The organism is Streptomyces sp. NPDC056479, from assembly GCF_042795335.1.
Taxonomy (GTDB): domain Bacteria; phylum Actinomycetota; class Actinomycetes; order Streptomycetales; family Streptomycetaceae; genus Streptomyces.
In genome coordinates, this window is record NZ_JBHTRZ010000009.1 from 366,127 (window position 1) to 382,605 (window position 16,479).

A 16,479-nucleotide genomic window follows, 5' to 3' on the forward strand; every position below is an offset into this window, starting at 1 on the left:
GGCGCCCTGGTCGCCGTACGACAAGTCCCCGCGGCCTTCCGTACGCCACCGGCGCTAGAGCGCGCCCTTGCGCGTCAGGTGGTTGAAGGCCAGCCAGCCCGGCAGCACCGGCAGCCACAGCGTCAGCAGCCGGAACAGCAGCACCGAGGGCGCGGCGACCTCGCTGGGCAGGCCCACGGCGATCAGGCCGACGGTCAGGGTCGCCTCCACGGCGCCCACACCGCCGGGGGTCGGGGCCGCGGAACCGAGCGCGTTGCCCGCGAGGAAGACGACGGCCACGCTGGCGATGCTGATCGAGGTGCCCTCGCTGCCGAACGCCCGGATCGACGCGTCCAGGCACATCACGAAGCAGGCGGTCAGCAGCAGCATGCCGCCGATGCCGGTGACCAGCTTCTGCGGCCGCTGGAGCACATCGAGCATGCGCGGCACGACACCGGCGAACAGCGACCGCACGCGCGTGACGACGAATTTCCGCAGGAACGGCACCGAGGTCACCACGAGCACCAGCACCGCCACCGTCAGCAGTCCCGCGATGACGGTCCGGGAAGGCGACAGCGAGGGCGTCTTCTCGGTTCCGGTCAGATAGCCGAAGGACAGCAGCATCAGGATGTGGCAACCGAGCCCGAAGAGCTGCGACGCGCCGACGCTCGCCACCGCGAGCCCCGGCCGCACTCCCGCGCGCTGCAGGAAGCGGGTGTTCAGGGCGACGCCACCGACCGCGGCCGGCGCGACGATCTTCACGAACGACCCGGCGACCTGCGCCCCCACGGTCCGCTTGAACGGCACCCGCTCGGGCACGAACCCCAGCAGCGCCATGGCCGCCGCCACATAGCTGGCCGCCGAGAACAGCACGGCCGCGGCCACCCAGCCCCACTGGGCGTTGGCGACGAGCGGGCCGAACTCGATGTGGGTGAGCTGCGTCAGCAGGAAGTACGCGCCGATGGCACCGGCGATGAAGCTGATCAGCGTGCGCGGCCGCACCCGCTCCAGGCGGGCCGGCTCGACCGGGGCCTGCGGCCTGATCCGCAGCACCGCATGCCGGATCTGGGTGAGCAGATCCTCCTCGCGCGCCTCGTCCAGGGCGTCGTCGATGGCCCGCTTCTCGGCCCGCGCCTGCGCCCGTACGGTCTTCTTGTCCGGCTTGTCGAGTACGACCCCGGAGTCCTCCGCGGCCTCTTCGCTGCGGGCGTGCTTGGCCTGCCGGGACGCCTCCAGCACCGCCTCACGCTCGCGCTCGGCACGCTCGCGCGCGAGTCTGCGCAGCGTCGCGCGCGTGGAGCGGCTCAGCGCGATGGGCTGGAGCATCGGCAGACAGTCGGCCACGGCGTCGGGGCCGAGCACGCTCACCGCCGAGGCCACCGCACGCTCGGCGCCGACGCGCAGGCCGAGCGTCACCAGCAGCTGGGAGATGTCCATGCGCAGCAGCAGACTGTTGGCCGCGATCTCGCCGATACGCAGGTCGGTGATGATCACCTTGCCGGAACGATCCACCAGAATCGCGTCACCCACGAGCCTGCGGTGCGCGATGCGCCGCGACTGCAACGCCTGGACCTGGCGCCAGGTGCCGCTCAGCAGCTCGTCGGTGATCTCCTCGTCCGACAGCGAGTCCAGGGTGTGCCCGCCGGTGTGCTCGTAGACCAGCATCACGGCGTCCGGGCCGAGCTCGGAGGTGGCGATCAGCTTGGGCGCGTTGGCGCCGGCCGCGATGGCCGCGTAGGCGAGCAGAGCCTCCTGCTCAAGAGCCTGGCGCAGCGACTGGAGGCTGCTGCGGGTGGCGAAGCCGCGCAGGGTCAGATTGCGCCACGCGCGATAGAAGAAGCCCTGGGCCTGCTGCTCGCGGTCCACCACCGTGACATCCAGCGGCGGACCTTCCTCCAGAGTGACGAAGTAGCGCCGGCCGCGATCGCCGCTCTCTTCGGAGACCTCCTCGCGGGCCGCGCTCACCGGGCGGAAGCCGACGTGCCTCAGGCCCGCCATCAGCGTCCGGCCCGTGGGGCGGACGTTGGGCGAGCCGACCGCGTACAGCGTGCCGTAGGCGACCGTCCAGCCGATCAGCAGCGTCAGGATGATCGAGAACGGCGTGGTGTAGCCGGTGACCAGCATGGAGAACGCGTACAGGACCAGGACGGCCCACAGGACCGCACGCCAGCGGGGTCTGCGGGACATGCCCACGGCCGTCATGTACGCGATGACCGGGGCGAGATAGCCGTGCACCGGGTCGGTGAGGGAGCCGACGTCGCCGGGGGAGGGCTGGGTGAGCGCGTCCCGGATGGAGTCCGGGGCGGCCCGCGCGACCCACAGGTCCGTGGCGAGCGTCACGCCGTGGGCGAGGACGGCCGCGAGGACACCGTCGGCGATGCGCAGCCCGTCCCGCTTGATCAGCCGCTCGATCGCGAAGGCGACCGGCACCAGGAGGATCGCGATGCTGGACACCAGGCCGGCCATCTTGCTGAACACGTCGGGCGCCTGCCCGGTGCCCTTGTTGATGTCCTGCTCGAGGCCCGAGGTCGTTCCGTGCGCGAAGGCGGCGATCGCGAGCAGCAGCGCGATGCCCAGCACGCCCACCAGCAGCCGCATCAGGTCGGACGGACGGTGCACGCGCGCGGGGAGCAGCGGTTCGTCGCCCTCGACCTCGTCGACATGCACCTCGTCGAGTTCGCGGTCGTACGCCGCCTTCCCCGCGACGGCCTTGCGGCCCGCGTCCACAGGGTCGGCGCTCTTCCTGAGCTCGTGCTTCTTGCCGCTTTCGCCCTCGCCGGTGTCCTTCTCGTCGGCGTTCACGGTGCCAGGGCGCGACGAAGCGTCAGAGGTGCTCTCCGTGTCCTCCGGGTGCACACCCTGCTGCCTCATCGTCTCTTCTTGATCTCGTATCACCAGTCACCGCCCGCACGATGGTGGCATGCTCCACCGACACACGCGGGCATCAGGGTGCAAATGCGGGGGCGCACAGTCTGCCCGAAGCGCCGCCCCAGGGCGAGGGATACGCACAGTGGCGAGCGCGTCACATTGTCGGTGGAGTGGGGCAGGATGGGGCGGATGAGCGAGGAGAGCCTTCCCGACGCCGCCCGTCCGCCGTACGACGACGCCCGTCCGGAGTACCCGGACGCACTGCCCGAGTACGCCGAGCGGGTCCTTGAGGTCGCCGAGCTGATCCCGGCGGGCCGCGTCATGACGTACGGGGACGTCGCCGAGTGGCTGGAGGAGGGCGGCCCCCGTCAGGTCGGCCGTGTGATGGCTCTCTACGGCGGTGCTGTTCCGTGGTGGCGAGTGGTCCGCTCGGACGGCGTCATGCTGCCCGGCAACGAGCTGAGAGCGCTGGAGCGGTACCGCACGGAGGGCACGCCCCTCAAGGAGGCGAGCAGGGCCGCCGAGGGCCATCTGCCGCGCCTCGACATGAGGCGGGCGCGATGGGACGGCGGCGAACGTGCACAGGGTCACACCTGACAGCTTCCGGCATCGGGCGGCCCGCCGTGTGACCTCTGATCCGTACGGGGTAAACAGGGCACGTCCGTGACATGACGTACGTTCGTGAGTCGAGGGACGCACGTGGCACGAGTGCCCCGAGGGATGAACCGGAAGCCCTGCTTCCGCGCCAGCCCTCGGCGTAGCGTCGGCTGCACGTGTCCCCCTCACCCCGCGGCCATCGCCCTCCACGCGGGAGGGGCGACCCACCAGCACACCCCAGGACCGGCGAACCACGTGAGCTCCTCTTCCTCCACCAGGCGCCTGTCGCACCCCCAGGTGCGACAGGGGAGCCGTGGCGCTTACCGGCTGGTGCGTACTCCTGCGGTCCGAGTGGCTCCCCCTCGTGTGGACGCCGCGCAGCGCGTCGTGGTTGACCACAAGGCCGGCCCGTTGCTCGTCCTCGCAGGTCCGGGCACCGGAAAGACCACCACGCTCGTCGAGTCGGTGGCGGCGCGCATCGCCCGTGGCGGGGACCCCGAGCGCATCCTGGTGTTGACGTTCAGCCGCAAGGCCGCGGTGGAGCTGCGTGACCGCATGGCACTGCGCATGGGGGCGGCCCGCGCGCCCCAGGCGACCACGTTCCACTCGTTCTGCTACGCCCTGGTCCGCGCCCACCAGCACAGCGACCTGTTCGCGGAGCCGCTACGGCTGCTGTCCGGCCCCGAGCAGGACGTGACCGTACGGGAGCTGCTCGCGGGCCAGCCGGACCTGGAGCGGCTCGGACTCGCCCATGTGCGGTGGCCGGACGACCTGCGTGCCTGTCTGACCACCCGCGGATTCGCCGACGAGGTCCGCGCGGTCCTCGCCCGCAGCCGCGAGCTCGGCCTCGGCCCCGACGCCCTGGACGCCTTCGCCCGCCGTATCGGCCGCCCGGACTGGCGCGCCGCGGCGTCCTTCCTCGCCGAGTTCCTCGACGTGCTCGACATGCAGGGCGTGCTCGACTACGCCGAACTCGTCCACCGCGCGGTGCTCCTCGCCCACCGCCCCGCGGCCGCCGAGCGACTCGCCGCGCGGTACGACGCCGTGTACGTCGACGAGTACCAGGACACCGATCCGGCGCAGGTACGGCTGCTGCGCGCCCTCGCCGGCCACGGGCGCACCCTGGTGGCCTTCGGCGACCCCGACCAGTCGATCTACGCGTTCCGGGGCGCCGACGTCAACGGCATCCTGGAGTTCCCGCACACCTTCCCGCGCGCGGACGGCCGACCCGCGCCCGTCGAGGTCCTGCGCACCTCCCGCCGCTCCGGTGCCGGCCTGCTGGCCGCGACCCGGCTGGTGACCCAGCGCATGCCGCTCACCCGGCTCCCGGCGGAGAAGGTACGGGCCCACCGAGAACTCGCCCCGGTCCGCGAGGGCGGCCGCGTCGAGGTCTTCACCTACCCGACGCCCGGCACCGAGCTGGACAACATCGCCGACATCCTGCGCAGGGCGCATCTGGAGGACGGCGTGCCCTGGGGCGAGATGGCCGTCCTGGTGCGTGCGGGTTCGCGCACGATCCCGACGGTGCGCCGGGCGCTCACGGCGGCCGGGGTGCCGCTGGACATCGACGGCGATGATCTGCCCCTGCGGCACGAGCCGGCGGTGGCACCGCTGCTGACGGCGCTGCGGGCGGTGGCGGAGGCTTCCGTACGTCGCGAGGGCGAGGCGGCCACCGACGAGGAGGCAGCGGCGTGGCTCGACACCGAGACCGCCCTCACCCTGCTCGCCTCCCCCCTCGCCGGCATGGACGCCGCCGACCTGCGCCGCCTCGGGCGGGCCCTGCGCGAGGAGGAGCGGGCCGCGGGCAACGCCTTGCCGCCGCCCTCGGACGACCTGCTCGCGAGGGCGCTGGCCGAGCCGGAGCGTCTGGCGGTGCACGACCCCGCGTACGCGCGTGGCGCCCAGCGACTCGGCGCGCTGCTGCACAGGGCCCGTGAGCGCCTCGCGGGCGGCGGCACGGCCGAGGAGGCGCTGTGGGACCTGTGGGAGGGCACGCCCTGGCCCACGCGCCTGGAGCGGACCGCCCGCCGCGGCGGCGCCGCCGGACGTAACGCCGACCGCGATCTGGACGCCGTATGCGCCCTGTTCGCGACGGCGGCCCGCGCGGAGGAGCGCACCGGCGGCCGGGGCGCCCTGAACTTCCTGGAGGAGATCGACGCCGAGGACATCGCGGCCGACACCCTGATGCGACGTGCCGTACGCCCCGACGCCGTTCGCCTGATGACCGCGCACCGCTCCAAGGGCCTGGAGTGGCGCCTGGTCGTCGTCGCCGGTGTCCAGGAGGGCCTGTGGCCCGACCTGCGGCGCCGCGGCTCCCTGCTGGAGGCCGACCGCATCGGCCGCGACGGTCTCGCCGAACCGCTCACTCCGGGAGCGCTGCTGGCCGAGGAGCGCCGCCTGTTCTACGTCGCCGCCACACGCGCGCGTGAACGCCTCGTCGTCACGGCGGTGAAGGCCCCGGCCGACGACGGCGATCAGCCCTCCCGCTTCCTGACCGAACTCGGCGTCGAACCGAAGGACGTGACAGGGCGCCCGCGCCGACCGCTGGCCGTCGCCTCACTCGTCGCCGAACTCAGGGCGACGACGGTCGACCCGCGCGTGTCGGACACGCTCAGGGAGGCCGCCGCCCGCCGACTGGCCCGGCTTGCCGCGCTCGCCGACGAGGACGGCCGACCGCTGGTCCCCGCCGCGCACCCCTACCGCTGGTGGGGCATGTTCGAGCCGACCGAGTCCAAGGTGCCGCTGCGCAACCGCGACCAGCCCGTCGTGCTGTCCGGAAGCGCCCTGGACCAGCTCGCCAACACCTGCGCCCTGCAGTGGTTCCTGGGCCGCGAGGTGAAGGCCGACGCGCCCGCCACCGTCGCCCAGGGCTTCGGCAACGTGGTGCACGTCCTCGCCGACGAGGTCGCCTCCGGACACACGCCGGCCGACCTCGCCGTCCTCATGGAGCGCCTGGACTCCGTGTGGAACGCGCTCGCTTTCGACGCGCCGTGGAAGTCGGCGCAGGAGAAGGGCAACGCGCGCGCGGCGCTCGAACGCTTCCTGAAGTGGCACGTGATGGACCGCGCGGGGCGTACTCCGGTGGCGAGCGAGCACGACTTCGACGTGACCCTGGGGGCCGGCGACTTCGAGGTGCGCATCCGCGGCCAGATGGACCGCGTCGAAACCGACGGCGATGGACGCGCCTACGTCGTCGACTTCAAGACCGGCAAGCAGGCACCGAGCGCGGCCGAGGTGGCCCGCCATCCGCAGCTCGCCGTCTATCAGCTCGCCGTCAGCGAAGGCGCCGTCGACGAGGCCTTCGACGGCGTGCACCCCGAGCCGGGCGGCGCCGAACTCGTCCAGCTGCGCCAGGGCGCCGCCAAACGGGACGGCGGCGAGACACTGCCCAAGGTGCAGGGACAGGAGCCGCTGGAAGGGCCGGAGGGGGAGTGGGTCGGCGAGCTGCTGGCCACGGCCGCGGGCAAGGTCCTCGACGAGCGGTTCGCACCCAACGCGGGACAACACTGCACACACTGCGCGTTCCGGGCGTCGTGCAGTGCGCGGCCCGAGGGGCGGCACGTGGTCGAGTGACGCATCGTCAGTATCCAGAGTGATCGATCACACCATCCGTGCTGACCTGCGCTTCTCCTGACCCGAGAGGCGGTCCGGCATCCACTGTCAGTGCCCGCCGCTAGCCTCTCCGATGTGTCCGCCCGTATCACCGATCCCGAGCAGCTCAAGGAGCTCCTGGGCATCCCGTTCACTCCGGAGCAGACGGCGTGCATCATCGCGCCGCCCGCCCCGCAGGTGATCGTGGCCGGAGCCGGGTCGGGCAAGACGACGGTGATGGCGGCCAGAGTGGTGTGGCTGGTCGGCACCGGCCAGGTCGCCCCGGAACAGGTCCTCGGCCTGACCTTCACCAACAAGGCCGCCGGTGAACTCGCCGAGCGCGTCCGCAAGGCGCTCGTCAAGGCCGGCGTCACCGACCCCGACGTCATCGACCCGGACAACCCGCCGGGTGAACCGGTGATCTCCACCTACCACGCCTTCGCGGGCCGCCTGCTGACCGACCACGGCCTGCGCATCGGCCTCGAACCGACGTCCCGCCTGCTCGCCGACGCCACCCGCTACCAACTCGCCGCGCGCGTGCTGCGCGAGGCCCCCGGCCCCTACCCGGCCCTCACCCGCTCGTTCGCCGACCTCGTCAGCGACCTGCTCAACCTCGACGCCGAACTCGCCGAGCACCTCGTACGGCCCGAGGCCCTGCGCGCCCACGACGCCGAGCTGCTGCTCACCCTTCAGGGCGCCAAGCTCACCAACGCCGATCTGCGCAAGGTCCCCGAGGCGGCGGCGGCCCGGCGCGAACTCGCCGAACTCGTGGTCCGCTACCGCGCCGCCAAACGCGAGCGGGACCTCCTCGACTTCGGCGACCAGATCGCGCTGTCGGCGCAGCTCGCGCGGCTCCCCGAAGTGGGCCGCATCCTGCGCGACGAGTTCCGCGTTGTCCTCCTGGACGAGTACCAGGACACGTCCGTCGCCCAACGTGTCCTCCTGGCGGGCCTGTTCGGTGACGGCACCGGCCACCCCGTGACCGCCGTCGGCGACCCCTGCCAGGCGATCTACGGCTGGCGCGGCGCCTCGGTCGCCAACCTCGACGACTTCCCCGAGCACTTCGCCCACGCCGGGGGCAGCCGCGCCGCCCGCCAGGCGCTCAGCGAGAACCGCCGCAGCGGCGGCCGCCTCCTCGACCTCGCCAACGGCCTCGCGGAGCCCCTGCGCGCCATGCACGCGGGCGTGGAGGCCCTCCGCCCGGCCCCCGGAGCCGAGCGTGACGGCATGGTGCGCTGTGCGCTGCTGCCCACGCACGCCGAGGAGATGGACTGGATCGCCGACTCCATCGCCCATCTCGTCCACACCGGCACAGCACCCGGCGAGATCGCCGTCCTGTGCCGGACGGCGACCGACTTCGCCGAGATCCAGGGCGCGCTCGTCGCCCGAGACATCCCCGTCGAGGTGGTCGGGCTGTCCGGGCTGCTGCATCTGCCGGAGGTCGCCGACCTGGTCGCCGTCTGCGAGGTCCTCCAGGACCCGGGCGCCAACGCCTCCCTGGTCCGGCTGCTCACCGGCCCGCGCTGGCGCATCGGCCCGCGCGACCTCGCCCTCCTGGGGCGCCGAGCACGGCGGCTGGTCTCCCACGCGCGCGTGGAGGGCGACGACGACCCGGACCGCCGGCTCGCCGAGGCCGTCGAGGGAATCGACCCTGCCGAGGTGATCTCACTCGCGGACGCCCTCGACACGTTCCTGGAGACGCCGATGGACGGCGGCGGGGACGACGACGGCCTGCCCTTCTCGCCGGACGCGCGCGTACGGTTCGCGCGCCTGGCCACCGAACTGCGTGACCTGCGCCGCTCCCTGTCCGACCCGCTGATGGACGTCCTCCACCGCGTCCTCGCCGTCACCGGCCTGGAAGTGGAGCTGTCGGCCTCCCCGCACGCGCTGGCCGCCCGTCGCCGCGAGACCCTGTCCAACTTCCTCGACATCGCCGCCTCGTTCGCCGCCGGTGACAACGAGGCGTCCCTGCTCGCCTTCCTCGGCTTCCTGCGCACCGCCGCGCAGTACGAGAAGGGCCTCGACAACGCCCTCCCCGGCGGCGAGAACACCGTCAAGGTGCTCACCGCGCACAAGTCCAAGGGCCTGGAGTGGGACGTCGTCGCCGTCCCCGGCCTGGTCACCGGCACCTTCCCCAGCACCCAGGGCCGAGAGAAGTGGACCGCCCAGGCCAAGGTGCTCCCGCACGAACTGCGCGGCGACGCCGACACGCTCCCCGACGTCGCCTCCTGGGACTCGCGCGGCCTGAAGGCCTTTCAGGAGGCCATGAAGGACCACCAGCACACCGAGGAACTCCGCCTCGGCTACGTCACCTTCACCCGCCCCCGCTCCCTGCTCCTCGGTTCCGGCCACTGGTGGGGCCCCAGCCAGAAGAAGCCGCGCGGCCCCTCCGACTTCCTGCACGCCCTCCACGACCACTGCGCGGCCGGGTACGGCGAGATCGAGGCGTGGGCCGACGAGCCGGCCGAGGACGAGGAGAACCCGGCCCTGCGCCGGGAGGGCGCCGACGAGGTATGGCCCCTGCCGCTGGACGACGCCGCCCTCACCCGGCGCCGTGCGGCCGCCGAGACGGTGCTGGCCCACCTGGCCCGCCTGGAGAACCTCGGCTCCCACGAGGACGGTCACCCCGCCGCGACGCACGACCCGGACACCTACGACGACCCGGAATGGCCTCCGCCGCCGGACGACGACGAAGCGTTCGCCGACGACGTCCCCGATGAGGGCGATCCCTTCTCGGGCGACCCCGTCCCCGAGGAGGACCCCGACGACTGGGACTCCTGGACCACCCACCGCCCGACCATCCCGCACCAGGCGACCTCCCCGGAGCCCGCCGCTCAACCACCCGCGCGCCCCCACCCCACCGAAGCGGAACCCCTCACCCCCGAGGAGGCCCGCACCATCTCCTCCTGGGACCGCGACCTCGACGCGCTCACCGGGGAGCTCCTGCGCGCCCGCGCGAGCGTCACCGACGTACCCCTGCCCGCGTCGCTCACCGCGTCCCAGCTGCTGCGGCTGGCCGCCGACCCGGACGGGTTCGCGCAGGAACTCGCGCGCCCCATGCCGCGCCCCCCACAACCCGCCGCACGTCGAGGCACCCGATTCCACGCCTGGGTCGAGGCCCGCTTCGAAGCGCTGACGCTGCCCATGCTGGAGCCGGACGACCTGCCCGGCAGCGAGGCCGAGATCGCCGACGAGCGCGACCTGGAGGCCCTCAAGGACGCCTTCGAACGCACCGCGTACGCGCACCGCACGCCGTACCGGGTCGAGGCCCCCTTCCAGCTCTCGATCGCCGGCCGCGTCGTACGGGGCCGTATCGACGCCGTCTACAAGGAAGGCGAGGGCGAGGAGACCACGTACGAGATCGTGGACTGGAAGACCAACCGCACGCGAACCGCCGACCCGCTCCAGCTCGCCCTGTACCGGCTCGCCTGGGCCGAGCAGCAGGACGTACCCCTGGAGTCGGTGGACGCCGCGTTCCTTTACGTCCGCAGTGGCGAGGTCGTACGCCCGGACGATCTGCCGGACCGGACGGCACTGGAGCGGCTGCTGACCGAGGAACCGGTCGCCGAGGTGAACTGTGAGGAACAGCCCAATCGGGATGTCGGTGCGGGCCGATAGGCTCGTGACCATGAGCCAGACCCCGGACAGCGCTGTCCGCCAGTACATCGAGCAGCATCGCGCCGCCTTCCTCGACGACCTCGCCGAGTGGCTGCGCATCCCTTCCGTGTCGGCTCAGCCCGACCACGCGCCCGATGTACGCCGCAGCGCCGACTGGCTCGCCGCCAAACTCAAGGAGACCGGTTTCCCGACCACCGAGGTCTGGCCGACGCCGGGCGCCCCCGCGGTCTTCGCCGAGTGGCCCTCCGACGACCCCGAGGCACCCACGATCCTCGTCTACGGCCACCACGACGTGCAGCCCGCCGCCCGAGAGGACGGCTGGGACAGCGAGCCCTTCGAGCCCGTCGTCCGCGAAGGACGCCTCTACGCGCGCGGGGCGGCCGACGACAAGGGCCAGGTGTTCTTCCACACACTCGGTGTCCGCGCGCACCTCGCCACCACCGGCCGCACCACCCCCGCCGTCAACCTCAAGCTGCTCATCGAGGGCGAGGAGGAATCCGGCTCCGCGCACTTCCGCGCCCTCGTCGAGGAGCACGCGGAGCGGCTCGCGGCCGACGCCGTGATCGTGTCCGACACCGGCATGTGGTCCGAGGACACCCCCACCGTCTGCACCGGCATGCGCGGCCTCGCCGAGTGCGAGATCCGGCTGCAGGGCCCCGACCAGGACATCCACTCCGGCTCCTTCGGCGGCGCCGTCCCCAACCCGGCGACCGCGGTCGCCCGCCTGGTCGCCGCCCTGCACGACGAGCACGCGCGCGTGGCGATCCCCGGCTTCTACGACGGCGTCGTCGAACTGACCGACCGCGACCGCGAACTCTTCGCCGAGTTGCCCTTCGACGAGGAGCGGTGGCTGCGCACCGCCAAGTCCTACGCCACCCAGGGCGAGGCCGGCCACACCACCCTGGAGCGCATCTGGGCCCGCCCCACCGCCGAGGTCAACGGCATCGGAGGCGGCTACCAAGGCCCCGGCAGCAAGACGATCATCCCGTCCTCCGCCATGGTGAAGCTCTCCTTCCGGCTGGTCGCCGGACAGGACCCCGACCACATCGAGAAGGCCGTCCGCGCATGGGCCGCCGACCAGGTGTCCCCCGGCATCCGCTGCGAGATCACCTTCACCGGGGCCACGCGCCCGTGTCTGACGCCCCTGGACCACCCCGCCCTGCAGTCCGTCGTACGCGCCATGAGCCGCGCCTTCGAGGGCCCCGTCCGCTTCACGCGCGAGGGCGGCTCAGGACCCGCCGCCGACCTTCAGGACGTCCTCGGCGCACCCGTGCTCTTCCTCGGCATCTCCGTCCCCTCCGACGGCTGGCACGCCCCGAACGAGAAGGTCGAGCTGGACCTGCTCCTCAAAGGCGTCGAGACCACCGCCCACCTGTGGGGCGACCTGGCCGCGAACTGGCGCCATGCACCCTGAGGCACCGAGGCCGTCCGGACGGGCATCGCGCGCGGGGCACACTGGAGACGCCGCCCCGCACCGCCCAGCCCTGCCGCATCAGGTCGCCTCCCGCCCTACGTCCCGCCGATCAACCCGCCGAAGCACACCGTTCCACTGGGGGAGTTGGAAGCACCCGTGACCACCTGGACCGACCACACCGCCGACCGACCCATCTCGCTCACCGCCCCGAGCGGCATCGACCGCGCAGCCCACCACCGGCTCGACGAGGCCTGGCTCGCGGCGGCATGGAGCCACCCCACGACCCGCTGCTTCGTGGTCTCCGGCGGCCAGGTCCTCATCGACGAGACGGCTGACGGACGCACCGAACTCGTCATGACCCCCTCCTTCGAGGCCCCGCTCACCGAGGCACACCGCTACTTCCTCGGCATCGACGAGGACGGCGTCAGCTACTTCGCGCTGCAGAAGGATGCCCTGCCAGGCCGTATCGACCAGTCCGCGCGCGCGGCCGGCCTGCGCGAGGCGGGCCTGCTGCTCTCCCCGCGCGACGTGGGTCTGATGGTGCACGCCGTCGGCCTGGAGAACTGGCAGCGCACCCACCGCTTCTGCTCCCGCTGCGGCGAACGCACCGTGATCGCCGCGGCCGGCCACATCCGCCGCTGCCCCGCCTGCGGTGCCGAGCACTACCCGCGCACCGACCCCGCGGTCATCATGGCCGTCACCGATGAGGACGACCGCATCCTCCTCGGCCGCCAGGTCCACTGGCCCGAGGGCCGCTTCTCGACGCTCGCCGGCTTCGTCGAGCCCGGCGAGTCCATCGAGCAGGCGGTGCGCCGCGAGGTCTACGAGGAGGCCGGCATCACCGTCGGCCAGGTCGAGTACGTCGCCAGCCAGCCCTGGCCGTTCCCGTCCAGCCTCATGCTCGGCTTCATGGCCCGCGCCACCACCACCGAGGTCGAGGTCGACGGCGACGAGATCCACGAAGCCCGCTGGTTCTCCCGCGAGGACCTGCGCGCCGCCTTCGACTCCGGCGAGGTCCTGCCGCCCTACGGCATCTCCATCGCGGCCCGCCTGATCGAACTCTGGTACGGCAAGCCGCTGCCGACGAGGACCTTCGTCTGAGGGGTGGCCATGTCCGGCCCCTACGCGGGCCGGACATGCCCTGAGCAGGAGAGAAGCACCGGGCGCACAAAAGAAGGCGGCCCCTGAAGCGCCTCAGGGACCGCCTTACGAGAACCGCGCTCGTGCTGCGGTTACGCGCTGATCTTCTGCTTGACCTGCGCCAGCGACGGGTTCGTCAGCGTCGACCCATCGGCGAAGAGCACGGTCGGGACCGTCTGATTTCCGCCATTCGCCTTCTCGACGAACACCGCGGACTCGGGATCCTGCTCGATGTTGATCTCGGTGTACGCGATGCCCTCGCGGTCCAGCTGCTTCTTCAGCCGCTGGCAGTAGCCGCACCAGGTGGTGCTGTACATCGTCACAGTGCCCTGCATGTCTCGCGCGCTCCTTAGATGGCTCGGGGGAACAGGTCGTCCAGAGGGAGGAACACACACGACCGGGACGCCATTCCCACCCGGGGTATGGCCGCCACGTGACGCCTGCCGCATTAGTACGACTATCAGTGCCTGCCTGTGGACAACCGGCACAGCCGTCTCCGGCGACCTGGCAGCATGGCCGTGTGACAGCAGCAACGCACTCCACCCTCTTCCCGCAGGCACCGGACTCGGCCGACGCGGTGCTCGAAGGGCTCGACCCCGAGCAGCGCGAGGTGGCCACCGCCCTGCACGGCCCGGTGTGCGTACTCGCAGGCGCCGGCACCGGCAAGACCCGGGCGATCACCCACCGCATCGCCTACGGAGTGCGGGCCGGCATCCTCCAGCCCTCCAGCGTGCTCGCCGTCACCTTCACCAACCGCGCCGCCGGAGAGATGCGCGGCCGACTGCGCCAGCTCGGCGCCGCCGGAGTCCAGGCCCGTACGTTCCACTCGGCCGCCCTGCGCCAGCTCCAGTACTTCTGGCCGAAAGCGGTCGGCGGCTCCATGCCCCGCCTCGTCGACCGCAAGATCCAGCTCGTCACCGACGCGGCCGCCGCCTGCCGCATCCGCCTCGACCGCAACGAACTGCGGGACGTCACTGCCGAGATCGAGTGGTCCAAAGTCACCCAGACCGTCCCCGCCGACTATCCGCTCGCCTCCGCCAAAGCGGGCCGCGACACCCCCCGCGACCCGGCCGAGACCGCCCAGATCTACAACGTCTACGAGGACCTCAAGCGAGACCGCTCGGTCATCGACTTCGAGGACGTCCTGCTGCTCACCGTCGCCGTCCTGCAGGACCGCCACGACATCGCCGACCAGGTCCGCTCCCAGTACCAGCACTTCGTGGTCGACGAGTACCAGGACGTCAGCCCGCTCCAGCAGCGCCTGCTGGAGCTCTGGCTCGGCGACCGGGACAACCTGTGCGTGGTCGGCGACGCCAGCCAGACGATCTACTCGTTCACCGGAGCAACCCCCGACCACCTCCTCGACTTCCGCACCCGCCACCCGGGCGCCACCGTCGTCAAACTGGTCCGCGACTACCGCTCCACCCCCCAGGTCGTCCACCTCGCCAACGGCCTGCTCACCCAGGCCACAGGCCGCGCCGCCGACCACCGCCTGGAACTGATCTCCCAGCGTGCCCCGGGCCCCGAACCCCTCTACACCGAGCACACCGACGAACCCGCCGAGGCCGAGGGCGCCGCCCGCCGCATCCGCGAACTCATGGACTCCGGCTTCCCGGCCAGCGAGATCGCCATCCTGTTCCGCACGAACTCCCAGTCCGAGACCTACGAACAGGCCCTCGCCGACGCGGGCATCCCCTACCAGCTGCGCGGCGCCGAGCGGTTCTTCGACCGCCCCGAGGTGCGCAAGGCCGGCATCGCCCTGCGCGGCGCGGCCCGCTTCGGCGGCAACGACTCCCTCCTCGACGACGCCGTCGACCTGCCCTCCCAGGTCCGAGCCGTCCTGTCGGGAGAGGGCTGGACAACCCGGCCACCGGCCGGCTCCGGGGCCGTCAGAGAGCGCTGGGAGTCACTCGCGGCCCTCGTGAACCTCGCCCAGGACTTCGCCGCCGCCAAACCCGGCGCCACCCTCGCCGACCTCGTCGCGGAACTCGACGAACGCGCGAACGCCCAGCACGCCCCTACGGTCCAGGGCGTCGCCCTCGCCTCCCTGCACTCGGCCAAGGGGCTGGAGTGGGACGTCGTCTTCCTGGTCGGCGTCGCCGAGGGCATGATGCCGATCACCTACGCAAAGACCGAAGAGCAGATCGAGGAAGAACGCCGCCTCCTCTATGTCGGCGTCACCCGCGCCCGCCAGCACCTCCATGTCTCCTGGGCACTCACCCGCGCACCCGGCGGCCGCCCCAACCGCCGCCCCAGCCGTTTCCTCGACGGACTGCGCCCCGGCTCGATCTCCACCGCTGGACGAGCCGCCGCCGGCGGTCCCGGAGGCGTCGAGCGGGGCTTCACCAGCCGACCGGAAGCCGCCCCACGGCGCATCCAGCGCACCCCGGCCCGCTGCCGCGTCTGCGGACGCACCCTCACCGACGCGGGCGAGATGAAACTGATGCGCTGCGAGGACTGCCCCTCCGACATGGACGAGGGACTCTACGAACGACTCCGCGAATGGCGCGGGGTCCAGGCACGACTCAGCGGACAGCCGGAGTTCTGCGTCTTCACGGACCGCACCCTGATGGCCATCGCCGAGACGGAGCCAAGCAGTCCGGTTGAGCTGTCCCGCATCCCGGGCGTCCTCAAGCGCAAGCTCGATCGCTACGGAGCCGATGTGCTGGCCATCTGCGCAGGCCAGGAGCTTGAGGAGGGCGCCGACGGGGAATGACACGAACTCGTCGAAAAAATAGTTTGCGCATGCCCCAGCAATCCCCATAGGTTCTTAGCCACGGGAACGGAGGCCTTCTCGGAGGCCCTAATTCCGTGTTCTACTTGCATACCCGTCGGACTGGCTCACCCCAGTCCCCCTAGACGCCGAGAGGAGGCGAGTCCAGTGATCAGCATCAACGCCAGCACCATCAGCACCGCCAAAATGACCGATCGCTCGGTCGTCGCCTCCCTGTGCATGCTCGGCGCCTCGAACCAGGGCACCGGTCTGTCCGGCATCCGTGCCGTCCGTCCGGCGTCCTCCGTGTCTCTCGCGGGTCTTCCCGTTCGTGAGCGCGATGAGCGACCGACCAAGGCACTGGAAGCGGCAGTAACGGCAAAGGCGCAGGCCTATGCCTCTACGGCGACCGGTGCCGGATTCCGGAAGCAGACGACGCAGCATCACCTGATGTGGGCCTTCCGTGGGCCAGAACCCTGGAGTGATCCAGCCTGACAGTCGATCAGGCCGGCGCCTTCAGGGCCGCGGAACCCCATCCGGGATCCGCGGCCCTTCTGTT

General features: G+C 71.9%; 9 protein-coding genes. 7 read left to right on the forward strand and 2 right to left on the reverse strand.

The genetic code is table 11. From position 1 onward, the window contains the following. Positions 1-54 precede the first annotated feature (54 nt). Positions 55-2,850, reverse strand: coding sequence for a YbhN family protein (locus tag ACFQ6S_RS33135; RefSeq protein ID WP_383418059.1), 2,796 nt, complete (start codon positions 2,848-2,850; stop codon positions 55-57). Positions 2,851-3,036: 186 nt separating this feature from the next. Here ACFQ6S_RS33135 and ACFQ6S_RS33140 point away from each other — a divergent pair, with 186 nt between their 5' ends. The 5 genes from ACFQ6S_RS33140 (at position 3,037) to nudC (ending at position 13,168) form a co-directional block, all read left to right on the forward strand. Further along, positions 3,037-3,444: an MGMT family protein gene (locus ACFQ6S_RS33140; RefSeq protein WP_383418061.1), complete on the forward strand. Its 408-nt coding sequence runs from the start codon at positions 3,037-3,039 to the stop codon at positions 3,442-3,444. Positions 3,445-3,699: 255 nt separating this feature from the next. Beyond that, positions 3,700-7,017: an ATP-dependent helicase gene (locus ACFQ6S_RS33145; RefSeq protein WP_383418063.1), complete on the forward strand. Its 3,318-nt coding sequence runs from the start codon at positions 3,700-3,702 to the stop codon at positions 7,015-7,017. A gap of 114 nt (positions 7,018-7,131) precedes the next feature. Then, positions 7,132-10,653 (forward strand): UvrD-helicase domain-containing protein, encoded by a 3,522-nt coding sequence (locus ACFQ6S_RS33150; RefSeq protein ID WP_383418064.1) that lies wholly within the window; start codon positions 7,132-7,134, stop codon positions 10,651-10,653. 10 nt (positions 10,654-10,663) lie between these two features. After that, complete coding sequence (locus ACFQ6S_RS33155; RefSeq protein WP_383418066.1) at positions 10,664-12,067, forward strand: dipeptidase; 1,404 nt, start codon at positions 10,664-10,666, stop codon at positions 12,065-12,067. Positions 12,068-12,223: 156 nt separating this feature from the next. Continuing rightward, a complete protein-coding gene (nudC, locus tag ACFQ6S_RS33160; RefSeq protein WP_383418068.1) occupies positions 12,224-13,168 on the forward strand; it encodes an NAD(+) diphosphatase in 945 nt (314 codons plus the stop codon). Positions 13,169-13,299: 131 nt separating this feature from the next. Here the strand turns inward: nudC and ACFQ6S_RS33165 are convergent, their stop codons facing one another. Continuing rightward, positions 13,300-13,542 (reverse strand): mycoredoxin, encoded by a 243-nt coding sequence (locus tag ACFQ6S_RS33165; protein ID WP_383418070.1) that lies wholly within the window; start codon positions 13,540-13,542, stop codon positions 13,300-13,302. A gap of 185 nt (positions 13,543-13,727) precedes the next feature. Between ACFQ6S_RS33165 and ACFQ6S_RS33170 the strand changes: the two genes are divergently transcribed. Both ACFQ6S_RS33170 and ACFQ6S_RS33175 read left to right on the forward strand, forming a co-directional pair. Next, entirely contained in the window at positions 13,728-15,923 is a 2,196-nt protein-coding gene (locus ACFQ6S_RS33170; RefSeq protein WP_383418072.1) for an ATP-dependent DNA helicase UvrD2, read from the forward strand. A 165-nt stretch (positions 15,924-16,088) separates the two neighbouring features. Then, a complete protein-coding gene (locus tag ACFQ6S_RS33175; RefSeq protein WP_383418074.1) occupies positions 16,089-16,415 on the forward strand; it encodes a hypothetical protein in 327 nt (108 codons plus the stop codon). Positions 16,416-16,479: the final 64 nt, after the last annotated feature.

Coding starts and splice junctions, on each gene's coding strand:
- ACFQ6S_RS33135 (WP_383418059.1), bottom strand. CDS start 2,850: ATGAGGCAGCAGGGTGTGCACCCGGAGGACACGGAGAGCACCTCTGAC.
- ACFQ6S_RS33140 (WP_383418061.1), top strand. CDS start 3,037: ATGAGCGAGGAGAGCCTTCCCGACGCCGCCCGTCCGCCGTACGACGAC.
- ACFQ6S_RS33155 (WP_383418066.1), top strand. CDS start 10,664: ATGAGCCAGACCCCGGACAGCGCTGTCCGCCAGTACATCGAGCAGCAT.
- ACFQ6S_RS33165 (WP_383418070.1), bottom strand. CDS start 13,542: ATGCAGGGCACTGTGACGATGTACAGCACCACCTGGTGCGGCTACTGC.